This is a genomic window from Oceanimonas sp. GK1, from assembly GCF_000243075.1.
Taxonomy (GTDB): Bacteria; Pseudomonadota; Gammaproteobacteria; order Enterobacterales; family Aeromonadaceae; genus Oceanimonas.
Genome location: NC_016745.1, coordinates 2,112,331 through 2,137,553 on the forward strand (window position 1 = coordinate 2,112,331; position 25,223 = coordinate 2,137,553).

21 protein-coding genes are annotated in these 25,223 nt (G+C 63.0%); 10 read left to right on the forward strand and 11 right to left on the reverse strand.

The window, feature by feature from the left end; all coding sequences use genetic code 11:
* Positions 1–59 precede the first annotated feature (59 nt).
* The 3 genes from glpD to mepA are packed head-to-tail and all read right to left on the reverse strand — an operon-like array spanning position 60 to position 3,819.
* Positions 60–1,559, reverse strand: coding sequence for a glycerol-3-phosphate dehydrogenase (glpD, locus tag GU3_RS09995; RefSeq protein WP_014292416.1), 1,500 nt, complete (start codon positions 1,557–1,559; stop codon positions 60–62).
* The gene (gene glpK, locus GU3_RS10000) at positions 1,556–3,052 is read right to left on the reverse strand and encodes a glycerol kinase GlpK (RefSeq protein WP_014292417.1); all 1,497 of its coding nucleotides are present in this window, start codon (positions 3,050–3,052) and stop codon (positions 1,556–1,558) included. Before glpK ends, glpD begins: the two co-directional genes overlap by 4 nt.
* Positions 3,049–3,819 carry a penicillin-insensitive murein endopeptidase gene (gene mepA, locus GU3_RS10005; RefSeq protein WP_014292418.1) on the reverse strand — a complete coding sequence of 257 codons (771 nt, stop codon included), beginning with the start codon at positions 3,817–3,819 and terminating at the stop codon, positions 3,049–3,051. The genes glpK and mepA overlap by 4 nt, the downstream gene beginning before the upstream one ends.
* Before the next feature lie 95 nt (positions 3,820–3,914).
* Between mepA and GU3_RS10010 the strand changes: the two genes are divergently transcribed.
* Together GU3_RS10010 and GU3_RS10015 are read left to right on the forward strand one after the other, a co-directional pair.
* Positions 3,915–4,520, forward strand: coding sequence for a hypothetical protein (locus GU3_RS10010; protein WP_014292419.1), 606 nt, complete (start codon positions 3,915–3,917; stop codon positions 4,518–4,520).
* Between the two features lie 41 nt (positions 4,521–4,561).
* Positions 4,562–5,437 carry a dienelactone hydrolase family protein gene (locus GU3_RS10015; RefSeq protein ID WP_014292420.1) on the forward strand — a complete coding sequence of 292 codons (876 nt, stop codon included), beginning with the start codon at positions 4,562–4,564 and terminating at the stop codon, positions 5,435–5,437.
* 77 nt (positions 5,438–5,514) lie between these two features.
* Here the strand turns inward: GU3_RS10015 and GU3_RS10020 are convergent, their stop codons facing one another.
* The 5 genes from GU3_RS10020 to GU3_RS10040 all read right to left on the reverse strand — a co-directional run bounded on the left by GU3_RS10020 (position 5,515) and on the right by GU3_RS10040 (position 11,641).
* Positions 5,515–7,356 (reverse strand): methyl-accepting chemotaxis protein, encoded by a 1,842-nt coding sequence (locus GU3_RS10020; protein WP_014292421.1) that lies wholly within the window; start codon positions 7,354–7,356, stop codon positions 5,515–5,517.
* Positions 7,357–7,428: 72 nt separating this feature from the next.
* Positions 7,429–8,061 carry an MBL fold metallo-hydrolase gene (locus tag GU3_RS10025; protein WP_014292422.1) on the reverse strand — a complete coding sequence of 211 codons (633 nt, stop codon included), beginning with the start codon at positions 8,059–8,061 and terminating at the stop codon, positions 7,429–7,431.
* Positions 8,062–8,077: 16 nt separating this feature from the next.
* The gene (gene mnmH / locus GU3_RS10030; RefSeq protein WP_014292423.1) at positions 8,078–9,169 is read right to left on the reverse strand and encodes a tRNA 2-selenouridine(34) synthase MnmH; all 1,092 of its coding nucleotides are present in this window, start codon (positions 9,167–9,169) and stop codon (positions 8,078–8,080) included.
* Positions 9,162–10,199 (reverse strand): selenide, water dikinase SelD, encoded by a 1,038-nt coding sequence (selD, locus tag GU3_RS10035; protein ID WP_014292424.1) that lies wholly within the window; start codon positions 10,197–10,199, stop codon positions 9,162–9,164. Before selD ends, mnmH begins: the two co-directional genes overlap by 8 nt.
* A gap of 248 nt (positions 10,200–10,447) precedes the next feature.
* Complete coding sequence (locus GU3_RS10040; RefSeq protein ID WP_014292425.1) at positions 10,448–11,641, reverse strand: class I SAM-dependent methyltransferase; 1,194 nt, start codon at positions 11,639–11,641, stop codon at positions 10,448–10,450.
* Positions 11,642–11,718: 77 nt separating this feature from the next.
* On the opposite strand from GU3_RS10040, the gene yccX reads away from it, so the two are divergent.
* Positions 11,719–11,991, forward strand: coding sequence for an acylphosphatase (gene yccX, locus GU3_RS10045; protein ID WP_014292426.1), 273 nt, complete (start codon positions 11,719–11,721; stop codon positions 11,989–11,991).
* A gap of 65 nt (positions 11,992–12,056) precedes the next feature.
* On the opposite strand, the gene GU3_RS10050 is transcribed toward yccX, so the two are convergent.
* Positions 12,057–13,577 carry a fumarate hydratase gene (locus tag GU3_RS10050; RefSeq protein WP_014292427.1) on the reverse strand — a complete coding sequence of 507 codons (1,521 nt, stop codon included), beginning with the start codon at positions 13,575–13,577 and terminating at the stop codon, positions 12,057–12,059.
* Positions 13,578–13,702: 125 nt separating this feature from the next.
* Here GU3_RS10050 and pabB point away from each other — a divergent pair, with 125 nt between their 5' ends.
* The 3 genes from pabB to GU3_RS10065 all read left to right on the forward strand — a co-directional run bounded on the left by pabB (position 13,703) and on the right by GU3_RS10065 (position 17,175).
* The gene (gene pabB / locus GU3_RS10055; RefSeq protein ID WP_083829459.1) at positions 13,703–15,079 is read left to right on the forward strand and encodes an aminodeoxychorismate synthase component I; all 1,377 of its coding nucleotides are present in this window, start codon (positions 13,703–13,705) and stop codon (positions 15,077–15,079) included.
* A complete protein-coding gene (locus GU3_RS10060; protein ID WP_014292429.1) occupies positions 15,076–15,639 on the forward strand; it encodes a CoA pyrophosphatase in 564 nt (187 codons plus the stop codon). Before pabB ends, GU3_RS10060 begins: the two co-directional genes overlap by 4 nt.
* 153 nt (positions 15,640–15,792) lie before the next feature.
* A complete protein-coding gene (locus GU3_RS10065; protein ID WP_014292430.1) occupies positions 15,793–17,175 on the forward strand; it encodes an L-serine ammonia-lyase in 1,383 nt (460 codons plus the stop codon).
* A gap of 170 nt (positions 17,176–17,345) precedes the next feature.
* Here the strand turns inward: GU3_RS10065 and metG are convergent, their stop codons facing one another.
* On the reverse strand, positions 17,346–19,379 hold the full coding sequence (metG, locus tag GU3_RS10070; protein WP_014292431.1) for a methionine--tRNA ligase: 2,034 nt from the start codon (positions 19,377–19,379) through the stop codon (positions 17,346–17,348).
* A gap of 139 nt (positions 19,380–19,518) precedes the next feature.
* Between metG and apbC the strand changes: the two genes are divergently transcribed.
* The 3 genes from apbC to GU3_RS10085 all read left to right on the forward strand — a co-directional run bounded on the left by apbC (position 19,519) and on the right by GU3_RS10085 (position 23,249).
* Complete coding sequence (gene apbC / locus GU3_RS10075) at positions 19,519–20,592, forward strand: iron-sulfur cluster carrier protein ApbC (RefSeq protein WP_014292432.1); 1,074 nt, start codon at positions 19,519–19,521, stop codon at positions 20,590–20,592.
* Between the two features lie 102 nt (positions 20,593–20,694).
* Positions 20,695–21,276 (forward strand): dCTP deaminase, encoded by a 582-nt coding sequence (dcd, locus tag GU3_RS10080; RefSeq protein ID WP_014292433.1) that lies wholly within the window; start codon positions 20,695–20,697, stop codon positions 21,274–21,276.
* A 26-nt stretch (positions 21,277–21,302) separates the two neighbouring features.
* Complete coding sequence (locus tag GU3_RS10085; RefSeq protein ID WP_014292434.1) at positions 21,303–23,249, forward strand: AsmA family protein; 1,947 nt, start codon at positions 21,303–21,305, stop codon at positions 23,247–23,249.
* Between the two features lie 69 nt (positions 23,250–23,318).
* On the opposite strand, the gene yghU is transcribed toward GU3_RS10085, so the two are convergent.
* Positions 23,319–24,155, reverse strand: a complete 837-nt coding sequence (yghU, locus tag GU3_RS10090) for a glutathione-dependent disulfide-bond oxidoreductase (protein WP_014292435.1) — start codon at positions 24,153–24,155, stop codon at positions 23,319–23,321.
* Between the two features lie 137 nt (positions 24,156–24,292).
* Here yghU and GU3_RS10095 point away from each other — a divergent pair, with 137 nt between their 5' ends.
* Positions 24,293–25,177 (forward strand): LysR family transcriptional regulator, encoded by an 885-nt coding sequence (locus tag GU3_RS10095; RefSeq protein ID WP_014292436.1) that lies wholly within the window; start codon positions 24,293–24,295, stop codon positions 25,175–25,177.
* Positions 25,178–25,223 lie beyond the last annotated feature (46 nt).

Genomic DNA, 25,223 nt, shown 5'->3' on the forward strand with positions numbered 1-25,223 from the left:
GCCTCACGCCTCACGCCTCACGCCTCACGCCTCACGCCTCACGCCTCACGCCTCACGCCTCACGCCTCACGCCTCACGCCCAACCTGGCTGCCATATACTCCACCAGCCGCTGTTTTTGCTCCAGAGCAAGGCGCAGTCCCAGTTTGCTGCGCCGCCACAGCACATCGTCGGCGGTTTGTGCCCATTCTTCCTGCATCAGGTAATCCAGCTCCCGGGCATACAAGCCGGCACCAAAAGCCTCGCCCAGGTCGCCGAGGGCCGAACAGCCGTGCAGAAAGCGCCGGCAGCGGGTGCCATAGCTACGCACATAGCGGTGCGTAACGGGCTCTGGCAGCCAGGGATATGCCTGCGTAAGGCCGGCGACAAGCGTGCTTTGGGTGTCGAAATCGCCACCGGGCAGCACCAGTTGCCGGGTCCAGGGGCCGCCAGCTTCGGGAAAGAAGGCCTTAAGATGATCGATGGCGTCTTCCGCCAGGGCGCGAAAGGTGGTGATCTTGCCACCAAATACCGATAACAGCGGCGCCTGGCCGGGGGGCGCATTCAACAACAGCTTGTAGTCCCGGGAGGCCCGCTGCGCCTGGCCCTGGCCTTCGGCCATCAGCGGCCGCACCCCGGCATAGCAATGTACCACCTCCGCCGGATGGATTTGCCGGCGAAAATGGGTGTTCACCACGTCGCAGAGATAGGCAATTTCTTTCTCGCTGGCGCTGACCTTGCCGGGCTCGCCCTGATAGTCCACGTCGGTGGTGCCAATCAGCGAGAAGTCCTGCTCATAAGGCAGCACAAAGACGATACGGCCGTCGTCGTGTTGCAGAATATAGGCTTCATCCCCGGGGTGCAGGCGGGGCACCACCATATGGCTGCCTTTCACCAGCCGAAGGGTCGCCGGTGCCGTTACCGGCAGCACGGTATCAAACAGCCCGCTGGCCCAGGGCCCGGCGGCGTTGACCAGCGCCCTGGCCCACAGGGTGGGTGAATCACCGTGTTCACTTTCAAGCTGTACCCGCCACAGGCCGTTTTCCCGCGAGGCCCCGGTGCATCTTGTGCGGGGCAGAATGCGGGCGCCGCGTTCCCGGGCTGCCATGGCGCACAGCACCACCAGCCGAGCGTCGTCCACCCAGGCATCGGAATATTCAAAGGCCCGCTGAAAAGAGGGCTTCAGCGGGCTGTGCGCGTTCAGGCGCAGGACGGTTGAGCCCGGCAGCCGGTCCCGCCGGGCCAGGTGATCGTACAGCCACAGCCCCATACGAAGCATCCAGGCGGGGCGCAGCCGTGGCTGGTGGGGCAGGCGAAAGCGCAGCGGCCAGATGATGTGGGGCGCGGCCTGCAGCAGAATTTCCCGCTCGGCCAGGGCCTCGCGTACCAGCCGGAATTCATATTGTTCCAGATAGCGCAGGCCACCGTGGATCAGCTTGCTGCTGGCGGACGAGGTGGCGGAGGCCAGGTCGTTCATCTCGCACAGGGTGACCGAAAGCCCGCGGCCGGCGGCATCCAGGGCAATGCCCACGCCGTTAATGCCGCCACCGATCACCAGCACATCGCTGACCGGCTCGTTCATGAGGGCGCTGCCCAGTGCTGCGCGCGGGCTACCGCCTGTTGCCAGCCTTGGTAGTGCTGCTCGCGGTGGTGGGGATCCATTTGCGGAGTGAATTCCCGGTCGATGGACACACATTGCACCAGCTCGTTGGTGTTGTGCCACAACCCGGTGGCCAGCCCCGTCAGAAAGGCCGCCCCCAGGGCGGTGCTTTCCAGCAGTTGTGGGCGTATTACCTTGCTGTGGGTAATGTCGGCCTGAAATTGCATCAGGAAGTTGTTGGCGGCCGCTCCGCCGTCCACTTTCAGCGCGGCGAGCCGCAGGCCGGCGTCCTGCTGCATGGCGTCGAGCAGATCCCGGCTCTGAAAGGCAATGGCTTCCAGCGCTGCCCGCACAATATGGTTGCGGTTGGCGCCCCGGGTCAGGCCCACCAGGGTGCCGCGGGCGTAGGGGTCCCAGTAGGGCGCGCCCAGGCCGGTAAAGGCCGGCACCAGATACACGCCGTGGGTATCCTCCACCTTCCGGGCACAGGCTTCGCTGTCGGCGGCGCGGGCAATCAGCCCGAGTTCGTCCCGCAGCCACTGGATCACGGCGCCGCCCATGAAGACCGAGCCTTCCAGCGCATAGCTCACGCCGCCATCGGCGCCCACCGCCAGGGTGGTGAGCAGGCCATGGGACGATTCCACCTTTTTCTGGCCGGTGTTCATCAGCATAAAGCAGCCGGTGCCGTAGGTGTTTTTCACCATGCCCTGGTGAAAACACAGCTGGCCGAACAGCGCCGCCTGCTGATCGCCGGCCATGCCGGCAATGGGCACCCCGGTACCGAGGCGGGCCTGGCCATAAACCGCGCAGGAGGGCTTTACCTCGGGCAGCAGGCTGGCGGGAATGTCCAGCTCCTTCAGCAGCAGGGGATCCCATTCCAGGGTGTTGATGTTGAACAGCATGGTGCGCGAGGCATTGGTGTAGTCGGTCACGTGCACCCGTCCCTCGGTCAGTTTCCACACCAGCCAGGTGTCGATGGTGCCAAACAGCAGCTCACCGGCCTCGGCCTGGGCTCTGGCGCCGGGCACGTTATCCAGCAGCCAGCGCAGTTTGGTGGCCGAAAAATAGGCGTCGGGCACCAGGCCGGTGCGGGTTTTGATCTCGGCTTCCAGGCCGGCGGCCTTCAGTTGCTCGCACAGGGGAGCGGTGCGTCGGCACTGCCAGACAATGGCATTATGAATAGGCTGGCCGGTGTGCCGGTTCCACAGCACCGTGGTTTCCCGCTGGTTGGTAATGCCAATGCCGCTGAGCTGTTCGGGGCGCACACCGGTTTTGGCCAGCACTTCGGTGAGGGTGGCGCGCTGGGTGGCCCAGATCTCGGTGGCGTCGTGCTCCACCCAGCCGGCCTGGGGATAATGCTGGGTCACTTCCCGCTGGGCCATGGCCACCAGCTGCGCGTTGTGGTCAAAGAGCATGGCCCGGGACGAGGTCGTGCCCTGATCCAGTGCCAGCACATAGGGTTGTTGGGGGCTCATTCGTCGGTCTCCTTGTCGGCAAGCAGCACGCGGCAGGCGGCGGGCAGCACGGGCCGCCAGGGCTGGCGAGGGCCGGCGGCCAGCTCGCCGCTGCGGTCGTCAATCCAGCTGGCCAGCTCGCGGCCGCAGCCGGTGCCGGGTGGCACGGCCTGCTGGGGCTCGCAGTGTTGCGAGGCCGCCGGGCAGTGCAGGCGTACATGAAAATGCCCGGAATGGCCAAACCAGGGGCGCAGCCGGTTAAGCCAGGGAGCGTCACCATAGGCGCGGCACATGGCCTGCTTGATCAGTGGATGCACAAAAATACGGCTCACCCGCGGATCCTGGGCGGCCAGGGCGATCAGCTGGCGCTGATCATCGCCGAAATGGCGGTTAAGAATATAGAGCCGGTGATCCACCATATCCTGCTCTTCCGCCGGCAAGCCGGTATCGCCCGGGCGCAGCCAGATATCGGCATCCAGCCCGGTCTGGTGGCTGCGGTGGCCGTAGGCAAAGGGGCCGCCGTGCTCTTTTGCCATGTCGGCGACCAGCAAGGGGGGCAGCCCGGCCTGTTGCGCCCGCTGCGCCAGGGTGTGCAGATAGTCGATAAGCTCCGGCTGGCCGTAATAACGCTGACGCTCGGCGCGCACCACGTAAAAGCCCGGCCCGGCCTGGGGCAGGGCCTGAGCGCCGGTCTGGCAACCGGCGGCATAGCCACCGATGGCTTCCGCCCGGGCCAGGAGCGGCAGGGCCGACAGCAGCAGTATCAGCAGGGAGCAGGGTCTTGGCATGAGGTGACGCCGTATTTTAGCCATATGACTCCATTATTTATGGGGTTGCGGTTTTTTGCTAGGGTAGCGGTTTTTGACGATCCCGGAACACCATCATGACCATGCAGCGCCTGACCGTGCAACAGCTTTTGCAGCAGCCTCTTGACTATGTGCTGCAGCCTCCCGCCTTTCGCTTTTACGCCACCCAGGGGGCGGTGCTGCTGGCCAGTCTGGGGGCGGTACTCTGGTCGTTGCTCGATGCCCAACACGGCTTTGAGCTGATCCACTATGTGGGACTGGTGTTTGGCGGCGTGCTGCTGCTGGTCAGCCTGTGGCCCGCCAGCTGGAGCCGGCAGCGGCTGATGAACCTGGCCTATGACGTCGAGCGGCTGTATCTGGTGAACGGCCATCGCAAACAGGCACTGAGCCTGCCCCGGGCACGAGTCAAGGCGGTAAACCAGGGCAAGCTGCCCGGCCACGATGGCGCCATTATCGCCTTTACCCTGGATCTTGAGCTGAACGAGCAGGAGCTGGCCCAGGTGCACGAGATGCTGGGCACCCAGGCGGAAGAGCGCTTTGCCCTGGGAGATGACTGTTACCGCTTCGGCTTTGTGGCCAACTGGCAGCCGCGCCGCCGGCTGCTGACGGCCGTGGGCATGCTGGCACCGGCGGTGGTGCCGGTGGTGGTGGACGAGGAGGAAGACGACGACTGGGATGACTGAGCCTATACTCCAGGGGTTCTTTTCACACAGGAGCCCCGCCCATGTCCAGGCCCGACCCTTCACGCATTCCTGCCGCTGCCTTTGGCTTGTATGACCGCTACGCCCACGGCCAGATAGACCGGCGCCAGTTTATGGCCGGACTGGCCCGGCTGGCGGTGGGCGGGCTGACCGCCGCCGCCCTGTTCGACGCCCTGATGCCCGATTATGCTCGAGCGCAGCAGGTCTCCTTTACCGATACGGCCATTCGCGCGCGCTACCTCGGCTTTGAGTCGCCCGAGGGCCACGGCCAGGGGCGTGGCTACTGGGTCGAGCCCACCGGCGAGGCGCTGGGCAGAGTGCTGGTGGTGCACGAAAATCGCGGCCTGAATCCCTATATCGAAGACGTGGCCCGGCGGCTGGCCAAGGCCGGTTTTGTGGCCTTTGCCCCCGATGCCCTGGCCTCAGTGGGCGGCTATCCGGGCAATGACGATGACGGCCGGGCCCTGCAGCAGCAGCTGGAGACCGGCAAGATCCTGGCCGACTTTACCGCCGCCGCGCGCCTGTTGGACGAGCCGGGGCAGGGCATAGGGGTGATCGGGTTTTGTTTTGGCGGCTTTGTCAGCAACACCCTGGCCACTACACTGCCGGAGCGGGTGCGGGCGGCAGTGCCGTTTTACGGCTTGCCGCCGGATCTGGCGCGGGTGCCCGACATTCAGGGAGCGCTGCTTATTCATCTGGCGGAGCAGGATGAACGGGTCAACAGTGCCTGGCCCGCCTACCGGGAGGCATTGCAGGCCAGCCACATCGAGTTTGATATGCACCAGTATGCCGGCACCCAGCACGGCTTTCACAACGACTCCACCCCCCGATATTCGCCCGAGGCGGCGGAGCTGGCCTGGTCACGCACCCTGGTGTTTCTCAAAAAACACCTGGCGTAACGGCACAAGGCCGGTGTTGTTATCAAACGGAAAGGCCGCGCGGTCAGCGCGGCCTTGTTCACTGCCGTGGCGCCATATCAGACCTGAAACACCTCCACCACCTGCTTAAGGTGTTGCGCCTGCTCGGCAATGTTGCGGCTGGCGCGGGAGTTCTCCCGCACCGACTGCACCGTGCTGTCGGTGATGTCCCGGATCACCACCACGTTTCTGCCAATCTCGTTGGCCACGCTGCTTTGCTGCTCGATGGCGGCGGCGATCTGAGTGGCCATGTCCGAAATTTCGGTCACTTCCCGGGTGATGTCGTTCAGCACGGTTTCCGCCTGCTGGGCCTGCTGGCTGCTTTCCAGGCCGTCTTCCCGGCTTTGGTAGATGATCTGCACCATGGCCTCGGTTTTACCCTGCAGCGAGCTGATGATGGTGGCGATTTCCTGGGTGGCGTCCTGAGTGCGGGCGGCCAGGGCCCGGACTTCATCGGCCACCACTGCAAAGCCGCGGCCCTGCTCGCCGGCCCGCGCCGCTTCAATGGCCGCGTTGAGGGCCAGCAGGTTGGTCTGATCGGCGATGTCGCGGATCACCTGCAGTACGCTGCCGATGGTGTCGCTCTGGCGCGACAGTTCTTCAATGCTGCCCACCGACGCTTCCAGCTGGCCCGCCAGCCGGCGAATGCGCGCTATGGTGCCCTGCACCTGCTGCTGGCCCTCGGCGGCGTTGTGGTTGGCCTGCCCCGCCTTGAGGGCGGTGTTGTCGGTATTGCGGGCAATGTCGTCGATGGTGCTGACCATTTCGGTGACGGCGGTGGCCACCTGCTCGGTTTCCTGCTGCTGGCGCTCGATGTCGGTGGTGGTGGCCGTCGCGTTTTCCGACAGCAGCGAGGTGGTCTGGTTCATGGTGGACACTGCCAGGTTGACCTGGCGGATCACGTCACGAAAGCCCGAGAGCATGGTATTGAGGGCGTCGGCCATGTCTGCCATTTCATCCCGGCTGCCGGTGTCGATGCGCAGGCCGAGATCCCGGTTGCGGTGAATGCGCAAGACCGCTTCGCGGATCTGGTGGATCGGACGAAAGATGGAACGGCCGATCAGGACCGCCACGGCGGCGGTGAGCAGCAGCATCAGCACAAACACCAGGGTGGCGGTGCGGCTGGCCCGGTCAAGATAGGCCTGCAGTTGTTGCTCGGTCTCGGCAACGGCACGCTGAAGCAGGCTTTCTGTGCTCTGAATGGTCCGGCGCATGGCCAGTTGCAGCCCTTCCTCGCTGTTCAGACCCACCCGCTGTAGTCCGTCGGCATAGGCCAGAAAGCGCTCCCGGTATTGGGTGGCCTGAGTGTGAGGCAGGCCCAGGCTGTTGAGCTGGGTCAGCAACTGCTGATGCAGGGCACTGAAGCGTTCAACATAGCGCAGGTCGTGGCGCAGCATAAAGTCCTTCTCTGCCCGGCGCAGCTGCAGCAGGGTAACCAGAATGGCGTCGGCCCCGTACTGGTTCAGCTCGCTTTCCACCTGATGCACGGCCCGGCGCAGCTCGCCTTCCAGCCCGGAGTCGTGATCCAGGCCCAGGGTCTGGTAAGCGTCGGCCACGGCTTCAAAGTCTTTGCCGTACTGATCCAGGCGGCGGTCCAGATCCGACAGGGCATCGAGGTGCAGTTGCTGCCCTTCAAGCAGGGTGCGCAATTCGGCCAGGTGGTCGTGGGTTTGGGCCAGTTGCTGCTGAAAGTCGTTCAGGTAGGCGAGATCCAGGCGCGCCATGAAGTCCTTTTCTTCCCGGCGCAGGCTGAGCATGTCGTAGTTCAGGGTCATGGCCAGCGCCTTGCCGTGATTCAGGGTCTTGATGGTGTTCAGGGTATGGGTGAACAGGACAAATAACAGGCCCATGGCGGCCACCACCACCAGGGTGTTGAGCGCGAGTTTGTGTTTGATTTTCATCCGTTTGTTTTTCTCGTTATCGGAACATCGAAAAGGGGTGGGGAATACACGCCCGTGAACGGGCGTCGGCGATTAACGCAAAAACGGGTTGTGCAGGCGCTCCTGGCCAAAGGTGCTTTCCGGGCCATGGCCGGGCACAAAGGTGATGTCGTCGCCCAGCGGCAGCAGGGTGTGCCTGATGCTGTGGATCAGCTGCTCATGGTTGCCGCCGGGAAAGTCGGTGCGGCCGATGCTGCCCTGAAACAGCACATCCCCCACAAAGGCCAGCCGCTGGGCCCGGTGTACCAGCACCATGTGGCCCGGGGTATGGCCGGGGCAGTGATAGACCTCCAGTCGCTCGTTGCCCACGGTCACGCTGTCGCCGGCGTGCAGCCAGCGGTCGGGGGTAAAGCCCGGCACCGGGTCAAAGCCGAACATCTGTGCCTGCTGGGGCAGGCCGTCTATCCAGTAGGCGTCTGCCTCGCCGGGGCCCTCTACCGGTACCCCGGTTTCGGCCACCAGCTCGCCGGTGGCGCCTACATGATCCAGATGGCCGTGAGTGAGAATAATGCGCTCCAGGGTGAGGCGGCGCTCTGCAATGGCTGCCAGCAGACGATCGGTTTCACCGCCCGGATCCACCAGCGCGGCCCTGTGGGTGGCGCTGCACCAGATCAGGCTGCAGTTTTGCATAAAGGGTGTCACCGGCAGGGTGATACGGTTCAGCATGTTCTTTCCTTTTTCTTCAGCGAGGTGAAACCTGAGCTGCCGGCTGCGTTGCCAGCCAATCGGCCAGCTCGTCGGCGTCGCCGCGCTTTGCGATGCGATCCGCCTTGGCGGCCTGGTGACGGGCGTAAATGGGATCGTAATAGCTACCCAGCAGGGTGGCAATCCACTCCTCGTGGGCGCCGCAACCGTGGCCGACCCGTTGCTGGCGCACCGCTTCCGACACCACGCCCGACAGCCGCCGCCATTCCCGATCACCCAGGCGCTTGTATAGCCGCTTGAGGCTGTCCTGCAGGTAGGTTTCCAGCCGCTCAAAGTCGTCGTTAAAGTGGTGCTGCATGGTTTCCACGTAATCGTGGCGAATTTGCTGCACCCGCTGTGCAAAGGGCACTTCCAGCAGCAGCAAAGGGGCCTGCTGCATGCGCTCATACAGGGGCAGCGGCACCGGACAGCGGCCAATCATGGCGCTTTCATCTTCCACCAGCCAGCCTCGAATACCGGCCTTGCGCTGTTTCAGCCGGGCGATGGCCAGGCGGTTTTCAAAGTTGATGGGGGTGGGCTGGGGCTCGCCCCAGTGGCCAAAGCTGGAGCCGCGATGATGGGCATAGGCTTCCAGATCCAGCGACAGCGGACTGCGCGCCAGCCAGTCGGTCTTGCCGCTGCCGGTAAGGCCGGTCAGCACAAAGCCGGGCCCGGCAAAGCCCTGCTCAATTTCCTGCAGCAACCGGCGGCGCAGCGCCTTGTAGCCGCCCTGCACCCGCGCCACCGGGCGGCCGGCCTCCGCCAGCCACTGCTGCACCGTCTGGCTGCGCAGGCCGCCACGGAAACAGTAAACGACCCCGTTGGGGTGTTTATTGAGCCAGTCAATCCAGCCTTGCAGGCGGGCTTCGCGTACCTCACCGGCCACCAGCCGGTGGCCCAATTCAATGGCCGCTTGCTGCCCCTGCTGCTTGTAGCAGGTGCCGACCTGGGCGCGCTCGTCGTCGGTCATCAGCGGTAGGCTGGTGGCGGTGGGGAAGGCCCCCTGAATAAACTCCACCGGGGCGCGCAGATCCAGCAGGGGCACGTCGTCGGCGAGCAGCCGGTCGAGATCGGTTTCCAGCTCAGCCACCGCACACCTCGATGCGATGCTCACCGGCGGAAACCAGCTTGCCGATGGGCGACAGGCTCAGCTCATGGCGGGCGGCCACGCTCAGGAAGGCATCGACGGCATCGGGCCGCACCGCCACCAGCAGGCCGCCGCTGGTTTGCGGATCGCACAGAATATGCTGCTGGCGCTGCGTGAGCGGCGCCAGCTTGTGGCCGTAGGCCTCAAAGTTGCGCAGGGTGCCGCCGGGCACGGCGCCGGCCTGCAGGTAGTGGTCCAGGTTGGGCAGCAGCGGAATGTCGTCCATGGTAAGCCGCGCACTCACGCCGGCGCCTTCGCACACTTCCAGCAGGTGGCCGAGCAGGCCAAAGCCGGTGACATCGGTCATGGCGCTCACGCCGTCAAGGGCGGCAAAGTCCTGGCCCGGTTTGTTCAGCCGGCACATCACCTCGGGGGCCAGGGTACTGTCTTCTTCCCGCAGCACGCCCTTTTTCTGGGCGGTGGAGAGCACACCAATGCCCAGCGGTTTGGTCAGGAACAGCACATCGCCGGCGGCGGCGGTGTCGTTGCGCTTCACCTGGCTGAGCGGAATTTGGCCGGTGACCGCCAGCCCGAAAATGGGCTCGGGCGCGTCTATGCTGTGGCCGCCGGCCAGGGAAATGCCCGCATCATGGCAGGCCTGGCGACCGCCGTCGATCACTTGCTGGGCCACTTCCGGCGCCAGAACGTTGACCGGCCAGCCGAGGATGGCGATGGCCACAATGGGGGTGCCGCCCATGGCGTAGATGTCGCTGATGGCGTTGGTGGCGGCAATGCGGCCAAAGGTGAAGGGATCGTCGACGATGGGCATAAAAAAGTCGGTGGTGGAGATGATGCCCATGCCGTTGCCAATGTCGACCACGGCGGCATCATCGCGGCTGGCGTTGCCCACCACCAGACGGGGGTCGGCAAACCCGGGCAACTGGCTGTGCAGTATGGTGTCGAGAATTTTGGGCGAGATCTTGCAGCCGCAGCCGGCGCCGTGGCTGTATTGGGTGAGGCGAATGGGTTCCACTCGAGCTTCCTTGGTGACTGACGGAAAGCGCTTATTCTACTCTTTCTCGCCGTCGTCCGCACCCGCGCCGGGGAAGCGGGTGCGGACCATTAAGCGAATGCTCTGTTTTCGGCCCTGTTGTAGCTGCCACTTTAGTTGGCAGAACGTGCGCAGCACGTTTTTAATACAGCCACCGCCGTGGCTATGCGCCGGCTAAAGCGGCGCCTACAGCCCAATACACAATGAGCAAATGTTTAATCCGATTAGTATTACCAGGCGCGCACCACTAGGCCCTTGAGGTAGTGCCCTTCGGGATAGGCGGTGCCGATGGGATGATCGGCGGCCTGGTTCAGCCGCTCCAGGATCTGGGCATCGCGGCCGGCATCCAGGGCGGCATCGGCGACGATTTTTTGGAACAGATCCGAGGTCATCAGGCCGGAGCAGGAGAAGGTCAGCAGCACGCCGCCCGGATTAAGCAGTTGGAAGGCCAGCATGTTGATGTCCTTGTAACCGCGGCAGGCGCCGTTGAGTTGGGCCTTGCTTTCGGCGAACTTCGGCGGATCCAGCACGATGACATCGAAGCTTTCACCCTGCTCCCGGTAATCCCGCAGCAGCTTGAACACGTCGGCCTGCTCAAAGCGGGCGCGGCTCAAGTCCAGCCCGTTGAGCTCGGCGTTTTGCTTCGCCAGGGCCAGGGCCGACTCGGACACATCGGCATTGATCACTTCGCTGGCGCCGCCCTTGAGGGCATAGACGCCAAAGGTGCCGGTGTAGCTGAAACAGTTCAGCACCCGCTTGCCCTGGCAGTAACGGCCGGCAATGCGGCGGTTGTCCCGCTGATCCAGGTAAAAACCGGTCTTGTGGCCGGTTTCCACGTCCACCAGAATGCGCACGCCGTTGTTTTCCTCGATGACTACGGGCTGCTCGGGCAGGGTGCCGGCCAGCAGGCCCTTGCGCTCTTTGAGGCCTTCCTTCTTGCGCACCGCCACGTCGGAGCGTTCATACACGCAGGCGCCGGGATACAGGGTGGTGAGGGCGGCGACAATGGCCTTGCGCCAACGCTCGGCGCCGGTGCTGAGCAACTGGCACACCACCACATTGGCGTAGACGTCGATGGTGACGCCGGGCAGGCCGTCGGACTCGGCGGCACAGAGCCGATAACCGGTCAGGCCCTGCTCGGCAATCAAGTCCTCGCGGCCGGCCTTGGCGCGCTCCAGCCGGCGCAGAAAGAAGGCGTCGTCGATGGTCTCATGGCGGTCAAAGGTCCAGATCCGGGCGCGGATCTGGGACTGGGGCGAGTAAAAGCCCCGGCCCAGCCACTGGCCGTTGTGGCTCAGAATGTCGACGGTGTCGCCGGCGTTGGGCTGGCCCTGTACTCGGTCGACGGCACGAGAGAATACCCAGGGATGGCGGCGCAGAAGGGATTTTTCCCGTCCTGCAACTAGGGTTATGGAAGGGGTCATAGGCTGGGCTGCTTGCTTGAAAAAGGGGCGTAATTCTAGAAGTGGTGAAGACAAAACACAAAGGGGAGGCGAAGAAAATGTCCGTTATTGCCAAAAAAATCTGGGTCAGCGGCCGGGTACAAGGGGTGAGTTTTCGTTACTACACCCAGTGTGAGGCCGAGCGGCTGGGGGTGCATGGCTATGCCCGCAACCTGCCCGACGGCCGGGTGGAAGTGCTGGTGGAAGGCGAGGCGGCCAAGGTGCGCCAGTTGCTGGCCTGGCTGAGAAGCGGGCCGGATACCGCCCATGTGACCGGACTGCAGGAAGAAGACATTGCGCCCCGAGGTGTGCACGGGTTTGAAACCGGGTGACATACCCTGGGTGAGGGGTGAGGGGGAAAGAAAATGCCGGCTCGGGGCCGGCATCTGTATCAGCTTCAGCCTTTAAGTGCGGCGTCCAGCTCTTCAATCTTGGCTTTCCAGATGGCAGGGCCGGCCTCGTGGGCGTTGTTGCCCAGGCTGTCGACGGCGACGGTCACCGGCATATCTTCTACCTCGAATTCGTAGATGGCTTCCATACCCAGATCTTCAAAGGCCAGTACCCGGGCCTTCTTCACCGCCTTGGCCACCAGGTAGGCGGCGCCACCCACGGCCATCAGGTAGACGGCCTTGTGATCGCGAATGAAGCCCACGGTGGCCGGGCCGCGCTCGGCCTTGCCCACCATGCCCATCAGGCCGGTCTGCTCCAGCATCATGTCGGTGAACTTGTCCATGCGGGTGGAGGTAGTGGGGCCGGCGGGGCCCACGGCCTCGTCGCCAATGGCATCCACCGGGCCCACGTAGTAAATAAAGCGGCCGTTGAAGTCCACCGGCAGTGGCTCGCCCTTGTTGAGCATGTCCTGAATGCGCTTGTGGGCCGCATCCCGGCCGGTGAGCAGCTTGCCGGACAGCAGCAGGGTCTCACCCATTTTCCATTCCTGAATGTCGTCGCGGGTGACGGTATCCAGGTTCACCCGGCGCACGTTTTCACCCACTTCCCAGGTCACTTCCGGCCAGTCTTCCAGCTTCGGCGGAGTCAGCTCGGCGGGGCCGGTGCCGTCCAGGTGAAAGTGCACGTGGCGGGTGGCGGCGCAGTTGGGGATCATCACCACCGGCTTGGAGGCGGCATGGGTGGGGGCGGTTTTGATTTTCACGTCCACCACCGTGGTCAGGCCACCCAGGCCCTGGGCACCAATGCCCAGCTTGTTGGCCTTTTCAAACAGCTCCAGGCGCAGTTTTTCCTCGGTGGTTTCGGCGCCGCGCTCGATCAGCTCGTGAATATCCACCGGATCCATCAGGGATTCCTTGGCCAGCACAGCGGCCTTTTCGGCGGTGCCGCCGATGCCGATGCCCAGCATGCCAGGAGGGCACCAGCCGGCACCCATGGTAGGCAGGGTTTTCAGCACCCACTCCACCACGTCGTCGGACGGGTTCAGCATTACCATCTTGGACTTGTTCTCGGAGCCGCCGCCCTTGGCGGCAATGGCCACTTCCACGTGGTCGCCGGGCACCATGTCGATATGCACCACGGCGGGAGCGTTGTCCTTGGTGTTTGTACGGGCCCCGGCCGGGTCGGCCACGATGCTGGCGCGCAGCGGGTTGTCGGGGTTGGAATAGGCGCGGCGTACGCCTTCATCCACCATTTCCTGCACCGTCATGTCGGTGTCCCACTGTACCTGCATGCCGATTTTCACAAAGCAGGTCACAATGCCGGTGTCCTGGCACAGGGGGCGGTGACCCTCGGCAGACATGCGGGAGTTGATCAGAATTTGCGCGATGGCGTCTTTGGCGGCCTGGCTCTGCTCTTTTTCGTAGGCCTTTTCCAGCGCTTTCACGAAATCCAGCGGGTGGTAGTAGGAGATATATTGAAGGGCGTCAGCAACGGAGTCGATAAAGTCCTGCTTTTTGATAATGCTCATGGCTTCCTCATGGGTTATCGGCTGGCTCTGTATTGTTATAATCGGCGCCATGATACGCTTCACCGCCCCCGGCTGACCAGTCTGGGCCCGGGCGGAATGCCAAAACTGTCGAGTGGATTACATAAATGAGACTGCCTTTGCACATACACAGCGAGCCCTTTGCCGGCCCGGTGCGCGACTTCTTTTCTCCCCTGGCCAATACCCCCTGGTCGGTGCTGCTGGAGTCGGCGTCGCCGCGGGCTGAAGATAGCCGGTTTCATATCCTCAGCGCCCATCCGCGGGCGACCCTGGTGACCCGCGGCACCGACACCGTGATCACCCACGCCGGTGGCCGTGAGCACAGCAGCGACAGTCCTTTTGCCCTGCTGAAGACCTGGCAGCAACGGCTGCTGGGGGAGGTGAGCCTGCCCGAGGACTACGCCCACCTGCCTTTTGCCGGTGGGGCGCTGGGGCTGTTTGGCTATGATCTGGGCCGGCGGTTGGAGCGCATTCCCGAGCAGGCGGTGAACGAGCTCGCCACCCCCGACATGGCGGTAGGCATTTACGACTGGGCCTGGGTCATTGACCGGCAACGCGAACAGGCTCATTTGCTGGTGCTGGGCGATGAGGCCGCACTGCAACAAAAGCTGGCCTGGTGGCAGGAGCTGACCGCCGCGCCCGGGGCGGCCTTGCGCCTGACCGGGCCCTGGCAGGCCAACCAGAGCCGCGAGCAGTACGGCGCCAACTTTGACCGGGTTCAGGAGTATCTGGCCGCCGGCGATTGTTACCAAATCAACCTCACGGTGCGGTTTAGCGCGCCCTTTGATGGGGATCCCTGGGCCGCCTATTGCCGCCTGAGCGAGCACAACCGGGCGCCCTTTTCCGCCTTTATGCCGCTGCCTCAAAGCACGGTGCTTAGCCTGTCGCCGGAGCGCTTTATCGCCCTCGACGGCCGCCGGGTGGAAACCAAACCCATCAAGGGTACCCGGCCCAGAGGCAGGAGCGAACAGCAGGACCGGCAACTGGCCGAAGCGCTGGCCGCCGCGCCCAAAGACAGATCCGAGAACCTGATGATCGTGGACCTGCTGCGCAACGACATTGGCCGGGTCTGTGTGCCGGGCACGGTCAAGGTGCCGTCGTTGTTTGCCATTGAGTCGTTCCCGGCGGTGCATCATCTGGTGTCCACCATCACCGGCGAACTGAAGGAAGGGCTTGATGGTACCGATCTGCTGGCGGCCACCTTTCCCGGCGGCTCCATTACCGGCGCGCCCAAGGTGCGGGCCATGGAAATCATCGAGGAGCTGGAGCCCCACCGGCGCCATGGCTATTGCGGCAGCATGGGCTACCTCAGCGCCCATGGTCGCATGGACACCAGCATTACCATTCGTACCCTGCTGGCGGAGCAGGGGCGGCTTTATTGCTGGGCCGGCGGCGGCGTGGTGGCGGACTCCGAGCAGGGTGCCGAGTATCAGGAGCTGTTCGACAAACTGGGCCGTATTTTGCCGGTGCTTGAAAGCCTATGACCCTGGATGAGCTGATCACCCGTCTCAACCTGCTGCCGCCACCACCGGACGACGGCTGGCCGGCCCATGCCCGGCCGGCAGCGGTGCTGATGCCGGTGCTGGAAGGGGCCCAGGGGCTGGAGCTGGTGCTGACCCGGCGCAGCCGGCACCTGCGGCAGCATCCGGGGCAGATCAGCTTTCCCGGCGGCCGGGTGGACGACGCCGATCCCAGCCTGTGGCACACGGCACTCAGGGAAAGCGAAGAGGAAATCGGCCTGCCGCCGGACCGCTGCCGGCTGCTGGCGCGGCTTCGGGCGCAATACACCATCTCCGGCTTTGCCCTTACGCCCTTTGTGGGGCTGGTGCAGGGCCAGCCCCAGTTTGTGCTGAATCCCGACGAGGTGGACGAGCTTTACCGGGTGCCGCTCGATTACCTGCTGGACCTGCGCCACCACCATGTGCTGAGCCAGCCCCGCCGGGGCAAACTGCACCGGGTGGTGTTTATCCGCTGGCAGGGCCTGTGGGTGTGGGGCATCACCGCCGCCGTTATTCATCAGTTCGCCCGCCAGGTGGCGCGTTGAGCGGCGATCCTTATCACAAATCCTGTTTTCTTTTTTGTACTTGTTAAAATGTTGTTGGGTTAAAGCTCAAATAAATCTACAATCGTTCAATAATAGTTGAGCGATTGCCTGTGCGCGTCGCTGTTCCTAAGCGAGTAGTGTTTGGAGTTTGCCATGATCAGCGTGTTTGACATGTTCAGTATCGGTATCGGCCCTTCTTCTTCCCATACCGTTGGCCCCATGCGGGCAGCCCACGCCTTTGTTCAGGCCATGGCCGAGCAGGGCACTCTCAGCCGCACCACCCGCGTGGAAGTCGAGCTGTTTGGTTCCCTGGGCCAGACCGGCATCGGCCATGGCACCGGCAAGGCGGTGATCCTCGGTTTGGGCGGCTATGATCCGGAATCCGTCGACGTAGACATGATCCCCGGCTTTCTGGAGAAAGTGGAAACCAGCCAGGAAATCGTGCTTAACCAGAGCCACCCGGCGGCTTTTCCGCGCAGTGGCGCCATTGTGTTTCACCGTCGCAAAACCCTGCCCCTGCACAGCAACGGCATGACCTGCCGCGCCTTTGAAGGCGATGCGGTGCTGGCCGAGCAGTCCTATTACTCCATTGGCGGCGGTTTTATCGTCAAGGCGGAGGAATTTGCCGACACCAAGGCCGCCGCCGTGGCCGAGTCCAGCGCCCGCCCGGTGCCTTACCCCTTTAAAAGCGGCAATGAGCTGCTGCGGCTGTGCCGGGAAAATGGCATGTCGATCAGCGGCCTGATGATGGCCAATGAAACCGTCAACCGCAGTGAGGAAGAAATCGTTGCCGGCCTGCGGGAAATCTGGGACGTGATGAAGGCCTGCGTCAAGCGCGGCTGCAAGACCGAAGGCATTCTGCCCGGTGGCCTCAAGGTCAGACGCCGGGCGCCGTCCCTGCATCGCCGCCTGGTGAGCGAGTCCCAGTACAACACCGATCCCTTAAGCGTGATGGAGTGGGTGGACCTGTTTGCCCTGGCGGTGAACGAAGAAAACGCCGCCGGTGGCCGGGTGGTGACCGCCCCCACCAACGGCGCCGCCGGCATTATTCCTGCCGTGCTGCACTATTACGACAAGTTCGTGCAGCCGGTGGATGACGACGCCCTGGTGCAGTATTTTCTCACCGCCGCCGCTATCGGCATTCTGTACAAGGAAAACGCCTCCATCTCCGGCGCCGAAGTGGGCTGCCAGGGCGAGGTGGGCGTGGCCTGCTCCATGGCCGCCGGGGCGCTGACCGCCGTGGTGGGTGGTACCATCGACCATGTGGAAAACGCCGCCGAAATCGGCATGGAGCACAACCTGGGTCTGACCTGTGACCCCGTGGGCGGCCTGGTGCAGGTGCCCTGCATTGAGCGCAACGCCATGGGCGCGGTCAAGGCCATTAACGCCAGCCGCCTGGCCCTGCGCGGCGACGGCGAGCACAAGGTGTCGCTGGACAAGGTGATCAAGACCATGCGCGACACCGGTATGGACATGAAAACCAAATACAAGGAAACCGCCCGCGGCGGCCTGGCGGTGAACATCATCGAATGCTGATGCCTGCCCGTGAGGGGTGAGGTGTAAGGCGTAAAGAGAAGCCCGGCGATTGCCGGGCTTTTTGTATGGGGTTGGAGCGCAGGCGGCTCGCCTGCATTAGCGCCCGGAAGGGCGCTCATTTGCCGCAATGCGACAATATATGCGGGCAGGCTGCCCGCGCTCCATGGAATTTACTTGATGCGCATCCCCGGCTGGGCGCCGGCGTGGGGTTCGAGGATCCACAGATCCTGGCCGCCGGGGCCGGCGGCCAGCACCATGCCTTCGCTCATGCCGAAGCGCATTTTGCGCGGTGCCAGGTTGGCCACCATGACGGTGAGCTTGCCTTCCAGATCTTCCGGCTGGTAGGCAGACTTGATGCCGGCGAACACCTGGCGGGTTTCGCCGCCCAGATCGAGCTGCAGCTTGAGCAGCTTGTCCGCTTGTGGCACCGCTTCCGCCTTCTTGATCAGCGCCACCCGCAGATCTACCTTGGCGAAGTCGTCAAAGCTGATGGTGTCGCCGATGGGGTCGTCCGCTAGCGGGCCGGTGGGGGCAACCTTGGCCTGCTCAGCGGCCAGATCTTCCTTTGACGCTTCCACCATGGCGGCCACCTTGTCGGCCTCGATGCGGCTGAACAGCGCCTTGAACTTGTTGACGGTGTGGCCGGTCAGCGGCGTGGCCAGGGTGTTCCAGGCCAGCTCGGCGTTGAGGAAGGCCTCGGCGCGCTCGGCCAGCATCGGCATCACCGGCTTGAGGTAGGTCATCAGCACGCGGAACAGGTTGATACCCACCGAGCAGATGGCCTGCAGCTCAGCGTCCTTGCCCTCTTCCTTGGCCACCACCCAGGGCGCCTTGTCGTCCACATAGCGGTTGGCCTTGTCGGCCAGGGCCATGATTTCCCGAATGGCGCGGCCGAATTCCCGCTGCTCGTAGGCTTGACCGATACGCTCGGCGGCGCCGGCAAACTCGGCATAGAGTTCGGGCTCGGCGCACTCGGCGGCCAGCTGGCCGTCAAAGCGCTTGGCAATAAAGCCGGCGTTGCGGGAAGCCAGGTTGACCAGCTTGTTGACCACGTCGGCGTTGACCCGGGCCACGAAGTCGTCCAGGTTCAGGTCGAGATCGTCGATGCGGCTGGACAGTTTGGCGGCGTAGTAATAACGCAGGCACTCGGGATCCAGGTGGTTGAGGTAGGTGTCGGCCTTGATGAAGGTACCCTTGGACTTGGACATCTTGGCGCCGTTCACGGTCACATAGCCGTGCACGAAGATGTTGCTGGGCTTGCGGAAGCCGCTGCCGTCGAGCATGGCCGGCCAGAACAGGCTGTGGAAATAGACGATGTCCTTGCCGATAAAGTGGTACAGCTCGGCGCTGCTGTCCTTGTTCCAGTATTCGTCAAAGCTGAGATCGCCGCGCCGGTTGCAGTAGTTCTTGAACGAGCCCATGTAGCCGATGGGGGCGTCAAGCCAGACGTAGAAATATTTGCCCGGGGCGCCGGGAATTTCAAAGCCGAAATAGGGGGCGTCGCGGGTGATGTCCCACTGCTGCAGGCCGGACTCGAACCACTCTTCCAGCTTGTTGGCCATTTCTTCCTGCAGGGCGCCGGAGCGGGTCCAGGCCTTGAGCATGCCGTCGAACTGGGGCAGGTCAAAGAAGAAGTGCTCGGTGTCCTTCATCACCGGGGTGGCGCCGGATACCGCGGAGCGCGGGTTGATCAGCTCCGCCGGCGTATAGGTGGCGCCGCAGGACTCACAGTTGTCGCCGTACTGATCTTCGGCCTTGCAGCTGGGGCAGGTGCCCTTGACAAAGCGGTCCGGCAGGAACATGTTCTGCTCGGGATCGTAGAGCTGGGAAATGGTGCGGCTCTGAATAAAGCCGTTGCTCTTCAGCCGGCCATAGATCAGCTCGGCGAATTCCCGGTTTTCGTCGCTGTGGGTGCTGTGGTAGTTGTCGAAACCGATGTGAAAGCGCGTGAAGTCGTGCTGGTGTTCTTTCTGTACCTCGGCAATCATCTGCTCGGGGCTCACGCCCAGCTGCTGGGCCTTGAGCATGATGGGGGTGCCGTGGGCGTCGTCGGCGCAGATGAAATGGACCTGATGGCCACGCATTCGCTGGTAGCGAACCCAGATATCGGCCTGAATGTGCTCCAGCATATGACCAAGGTGGATTGAACCGTTGGCATAGGGCAGGGCGCAGGTAACGAGAATCTTACGTGGATCGGTAGCCATAATTTCCATTTTTAATGAGTGTGTTTGACGGGACCCTGCATGTTACCCGAGTTTTTTCTCATATACACTCTTCAACGGCGTTTTCCCCCCCTTGTGCTTTTGCTAAAGTGCAGACATTCCCCCACGTGGACGCAAGTGAATGAATATTGAACCAATTCGGCAGTATCTGGGCCGTTTCAGACCCGCTCACTGGCCCCAGGATCTGGGGTCTGCCGGCGTTGTGCGCAACATCGAGCTGCGCGAGGACGGGCTTCATGTCTCGTTGGTGCTGCCCTTTGTACAGCATGGCCTCACGGCGGAGCTGCATGCCCTCAATGCCGAGCTCTGTGCGCTGGCGGGCACCCAGGCGGTGCACTGGCAACTGCAAACCGAGGTGGCCACCCTGGCCCATACCAATGAGGCCCCGGCGGTGGCCGGGGTGCGTAATATCATCGCGGTATCATCGGGCAAGGGCGGGGTGGGCAAGTCCACCACCGCGGTCAACCTGGCGCTGGCGCTGAGCCGGCTGGGTGCCCGGGTGGGCATATTGGATGCCGACGTCTATGGCCCTTCCATTCCACTGATGCTGGGGGTCCCGGAGGCACGCCCTGCCAGTGACGACGGCAACACCATGACGCCGGTGCAGGCGCATGGCATCAAGGCCAACAGCATCGGCTTTCTGGTGAGTGCCGATGACGCCACCGTCTGGCGTGGCCCCATGGCCAGCAAGGCGCTGTCCCAGATATTGCGGGAAACCCGCTGGGGTGAGCTGGACTACCTGGTGGTGGACCTGCCGCCGGGCACCGGCGACATTCAGCTGACCATTGCCCAGCAGGTGCCGACCACGGCAGCGGTGGTGGTGACCACGCCCCAGAACGTGGCCCTGGCCGATGCGGTCAAGGGTATCAACATGTTCGGCAAGGTGGGCATTCCGGTGCTGGGGGTGATTGAAAACATGAGCTATCACCAGTGCAGCCAATGCGGTCACCAGGACAGGCTGTTTGGCGAGGGCGGTGGCGAGCGCCTGCGCGACGAGCAGGGCGTACCGCTGCTGGGCCAGCTGCCGCTCAGTGCCACCCTGTGCCGGCAAATGGATGCCGGCACACCGGTGGTGGCGGCCGAGCCGGACAGCGACATGGCCGGCCTTTATCTGGCGCTGGCCGCCCGCCTGGCCGCCGCGCTCTATTTTTCCGGCAAGGCGGTGCCCACCACCCTGTATACCCGGCAGGTATAATCATCCTGGTCTGTTCGCGGTGCCGGCCGGTCCGGCGCCGTTTTTTCTTTCGGCTCTGCGTATGGTTTTACGTCCAGGGCCTGTTCGGTTTAAGGAGTTTTCATGCGTCTTTGCGATCGGGACATCAAGCAGTATCTGGCCGATGGCCGCATTCAGATTGTGCCCGAGCCGCCGGCAGAGCGGATCAGCGGCGTGACCGTGGATGTGCTGCTTGGCAACGAATTTCGAGTATTTCAGGATCACACCGCGCCCTTTATTGATCTCAGCGGCCCCAAGGGCCAGGTGCAGGAGCAGATCAACCGGGTGATGAGCGACGAGATCCTGATTGAAGACGGCCAGGCCTTTTTCCTGCATCCGGGTGAGCTGGCCTTGGCGGTAACGCACGAGTCCGTTACCCTGCCTGATGACATTGTTGGCTGGCTCGACGGCCGCTCTTCCCTGGCACGCCTCGGGCTGATGGTGCACGTGACCGCGCACCGCATCGATCCGGGCTGGAGCGGGCGCATCGTGCTGGAGTTTTACAACAGCGGCAAGCTGCCGCTGGCGCTGCGCCCCAAAATGGTGATTGGCGCGCTCAACTTTGAAACCATGTCCGGCCCGGCGGAGCGGCCCTACATGAGCCGCGCCAGTGCCAAGTACAAGGCCCAGAAAGGCGCCGACGCCAGCCGTATCAATCAGGACTGACACACGCACAGAACGGGACAACAAGAATGAAAAAATGGCTATACGGGCTGGCGGCGCTGGCGCTGCTGGTGTTGCTGGGGATCTTTGCCCTGACCCGGCTGGTGGACACCGACAGGGTCAAACGCCTGCTGGTGGAGCAGACCCGGGAAAAAACCGGTCGCACCCTGGTGATTGACGGTGAGCTGAGCTGGCGCTTTTTTCCTTCCCTCGGTTTTACCCTGGGCAAAACCGCCCTGCTGAACCCGGCCGGCTTTGAGCAGGGGGCCACCCTGTCGGTGGGCGAGGTCAGCCTGGACGTGGCGCTAAAGCCGCTGCTCGACAACCGCCTGGAGGTGGGGGAAGCGGTGCTGAGTAATGCCCGTCTGCACCTGATCACCCGCCAGGACGGCACTACCAACCTGGATGATCTGCGCAACCTGGGCAAAGAGCAGGCGCCGGCCGCGGACGCCAGCGCCGCCAGCACTCCCGATGCCGCCTCCGAGCCAAAGCGCGAGCTGCAATTCGTCAGCCTGGCCGGCGTGCGAGTGGTGGATGCCGAAGTGCTGCTGCAGGATGAACGCAACGACAGCCTGACCCGCCTCAACCGGGTGAACCTCAGCCTCGACCGTTTTGCGCCGGGCGAGGAAGTACCGCTCAGCCTTTCCGGCAACCTGTTTTCCGACGAGCTCCAGGCCAGCCTTCAGGCCGATGGCCGATTGTGGCTGGCACCGGAATTTGACCGGTTACGGCTGGACGGACTGGCGTTCGAGGCCGGAGCCACCGGTCGTGCCGTGCCCGGCAACAAGGCGCTGACCCTGAAGGGGGATTTGGCCTACAGCCTGACGCAAAAACAGGCCGACTTCCGTAACCTGGCGTTGTCCGTGGGCTCGCTCAGCCTGGATGGCGAGCTCAGCGTCAACCATGCAGCCGAAGTGCCGAAAATCCGCTTTGAGCTGCATACCCCGCTGCTTGATCTGGAACAACTGAGTACCGAATGGAGCAGCGAGCAGGGCGGCACCACCAGCGCGGCCAGCGCCACCGAGAACCCGGAAACGCCGGCAAAGCGGGCCACACTGCCGCCGTCGGTGGCGTCGAGTGACCCCGATTTGTCCATCCTTAAACACCTGGACGTCAAGGGCAGCCTGGCCGCAGACCAGCTCAAGGTACAGGGCATGGACATGGAAGGACTCAGGCTCGACATTCGTGTGCTGGAGGGCAAGGCGTCTGCCGAGCAGATCGGTGCCCGGCTTTACGACGGCACGCTGAAGGGCAATGCCCGCCTTGATGCCAACCCGTCGCCGGCCCGCTTTGCCCTGCAAACCGAGCTGAACAATGTTGATGGCTATCAATTGCTCAACGCCGCCGCCGGCATGGACGCGCTGGAAGGCCGCGCGACCGTGCAACTGGATGTCACCGGCCGTGGCCTGTCGTCCCGGGAGATCAAGGAAAGCCTGAGCGGCACCAGCCGGGTGGAGTTTGCCGACGGCGCCCTGCGCGGGGTCAATATCGCCGCCATGATCCGCCGAGGCTACGCCCAGGTAAAGGGGCAGCCGTTGCCCAATGACGATGAGCCCCAGAAGACCGATTTCAGCGCCCTGACCGCCGACTTTGCCATCGGCAAGGGCAAGGTGGCGACCGACAACCTGCGCCTGGCCTCACCCCTGCTGCGGGTACAGGGGGAGGGGGAAACCAGCCTGCTGGACGAGTCCCTCAATGTACTGCTCAACACCTCGGTTGTCGGCACCCTCAAGGGCCAGGATGGCGAGTCGCTGGATGAACTGAAAAACATCACGGTGCCGGTACGCATCAGCGGCAGTTATCAGGATCCCCGCTATACCCTGGACATGCAGCGGGTGTTTGATCTCTACCTGAAGGAGAAAGCCGGCAAGGAAGCGGAGCGCCTGCAGCGCAAGCTGGATGAAAAGCTGGGCGGCGAGCTGGGTGACAAACTCAATCAAAAACTGCCCGGTCTGCTGGACAAACTGGGGCTGTAACGACCTCGCTTACGCTGTTCAATAACAAGAGGCGGTGGTGACCGCCTCTTTTTCTAGTCCAGATCCTGTTCAGTCCAGATCCGCCGCGCTGTGTCGCTCTTCCAGTTGTTCCGCTTCATCACCCCAGACCCGGTTCACCCGGCGGCCGCGTTGTACGGCGGGGCGGGCGTCGATGGCGCGGGCCCAGCGCTGCACATTGGGATAATCGGACACCGACAGAAACTCCGCCGCATCGTACAGCCTGCCCAGCACCAGGGCGCCATACCAGGGCCAGATGGCAATGTCGGCAATGCTGTAGTGCTCACCGGCAATAAAGGGCCGTTCGGCCAGCTGGCGCTCCAGCACATCGAGCTGGCGCTTGGCTTCCATGGCAAAGCGGTTGATGGGGTATTCCAGCTTTTCCGGCGCATAGGCATAAAAATGGCCAAAGCCACCGCCCAGGTAGGGGGCCGAGCCCATCTGCCAGAACAGCCAGTTCATGACCTCGGTTTTGGCCGCGACATCGGTGGGCAGCATGGCGCCGAATTTTTCCGCCAGATACAGCAGGATGGAGCCGGACTCAAACACCCGCACCGGTGGTTCGCTGCTGTTATCCAGCAGCGCCGGTATCTTGGAGTTGGGGTTTACCTGCACAAAGCCGGATGAGAACTGATCGCCCTCGCCGATGCGGATCAGCCAGGCGTCATATTCGGCACCGCTGTGGCCCAGGGCCAGCAGCTCTTCCAGCATGATGGTGACTTTTACGCCATTGGGGGTGGCCAGGGAATAGAGCTGCAGCGGGTGCTTGCCCACGGGGAGCGCCTTGTCATGGGTGGGGCCAGCGACCGGCCGGTTGATATTGGCAAACTCGCCGCCATTGGTTTTGTCCCAGGTCCAGACGTTCGGGGGGGTGTACGAAACGGTCATGTTCATGGCTCCTTTATCGTTAATGACAAGAAAGGTAGAGGGAAGTGGTGACTTTTAACAATGAAAATAATGTTATATTACGCAAAATTTATGAATTATTTTCATAAAAATAAAGCGCTAAACACCGGAGTCAGGCAATGTTGGAGCGGTTTCACCTTGAAGTACTGGCAGCCATCAAAGAGCAGGGGACCTTAACCCAGGCGGCCGAATCGTTGAATTTATCCCAGTCGGCATTGAGTCACAGCATCAAAAAACTGGAAGGTCAGATCAACACGCCGGTCTGGCAAAAAGAAGGCCGAAGCTTGCGTCTGACCCATGCCGGTGAGCAAATTTTAACCCTGGCCAACCGGGTGTTGCCGCAGTTTAAGCACACCGAACACCTGCTGCGCCAGATAGCCACCGGCGAAATGGGCTCACTGCGCATTGGCATGGAGTGCCACCCTTGCTATCAGTGGCTGTTAAAAGTCATTGAGCCCTATCTGGAAAAGTGGCCAAACGTGGATATTGACGTCAAGCAGGAATTTCAGTTTGGTGGACTGGGGGCGCTGCACAGCTACGAGATAGATATTCTGGTCACACCGGATCCCCTCTATAAGCCCCAGCTGACTTTTATACCGGTGTTTGACTACGAACACCGGCTCGTCGTTTCCTCTTCTCACCCCCTTGCCACGCAACGCTCGGTTCTACCCGAACAGCTCGCTGAAGAGGTGTTGTTCAGTTATCCGGTAGAGCCTGAGCGGCTCGACATCTACAGCCAGTTTCTGAACCCGGCCAAATGCACGGTCAAAAAACACAAAACCATTGAAACCACGGAAATCATGTTGCAGATGGTGGCCGCTGGCCGGGGCGTTTGTGCACTGCCGGGCTGGCTGGTGGATGAGTTTGCCCAAAAACTGGCCATTAAAAGTCTCAGGTTTGGTCAGGCTGGCATCAAAAAACAAATCTTTCTGGGGGTGCGAAAGGGCGAAGAACACATCGGCTACCTGAGCGACTTTATTGCGCTGGCGCAGCACATTCGCTAACCACTCAGCGCTCAGGGCCTGCACACCTTGCCTCCGCTTGCCGGAG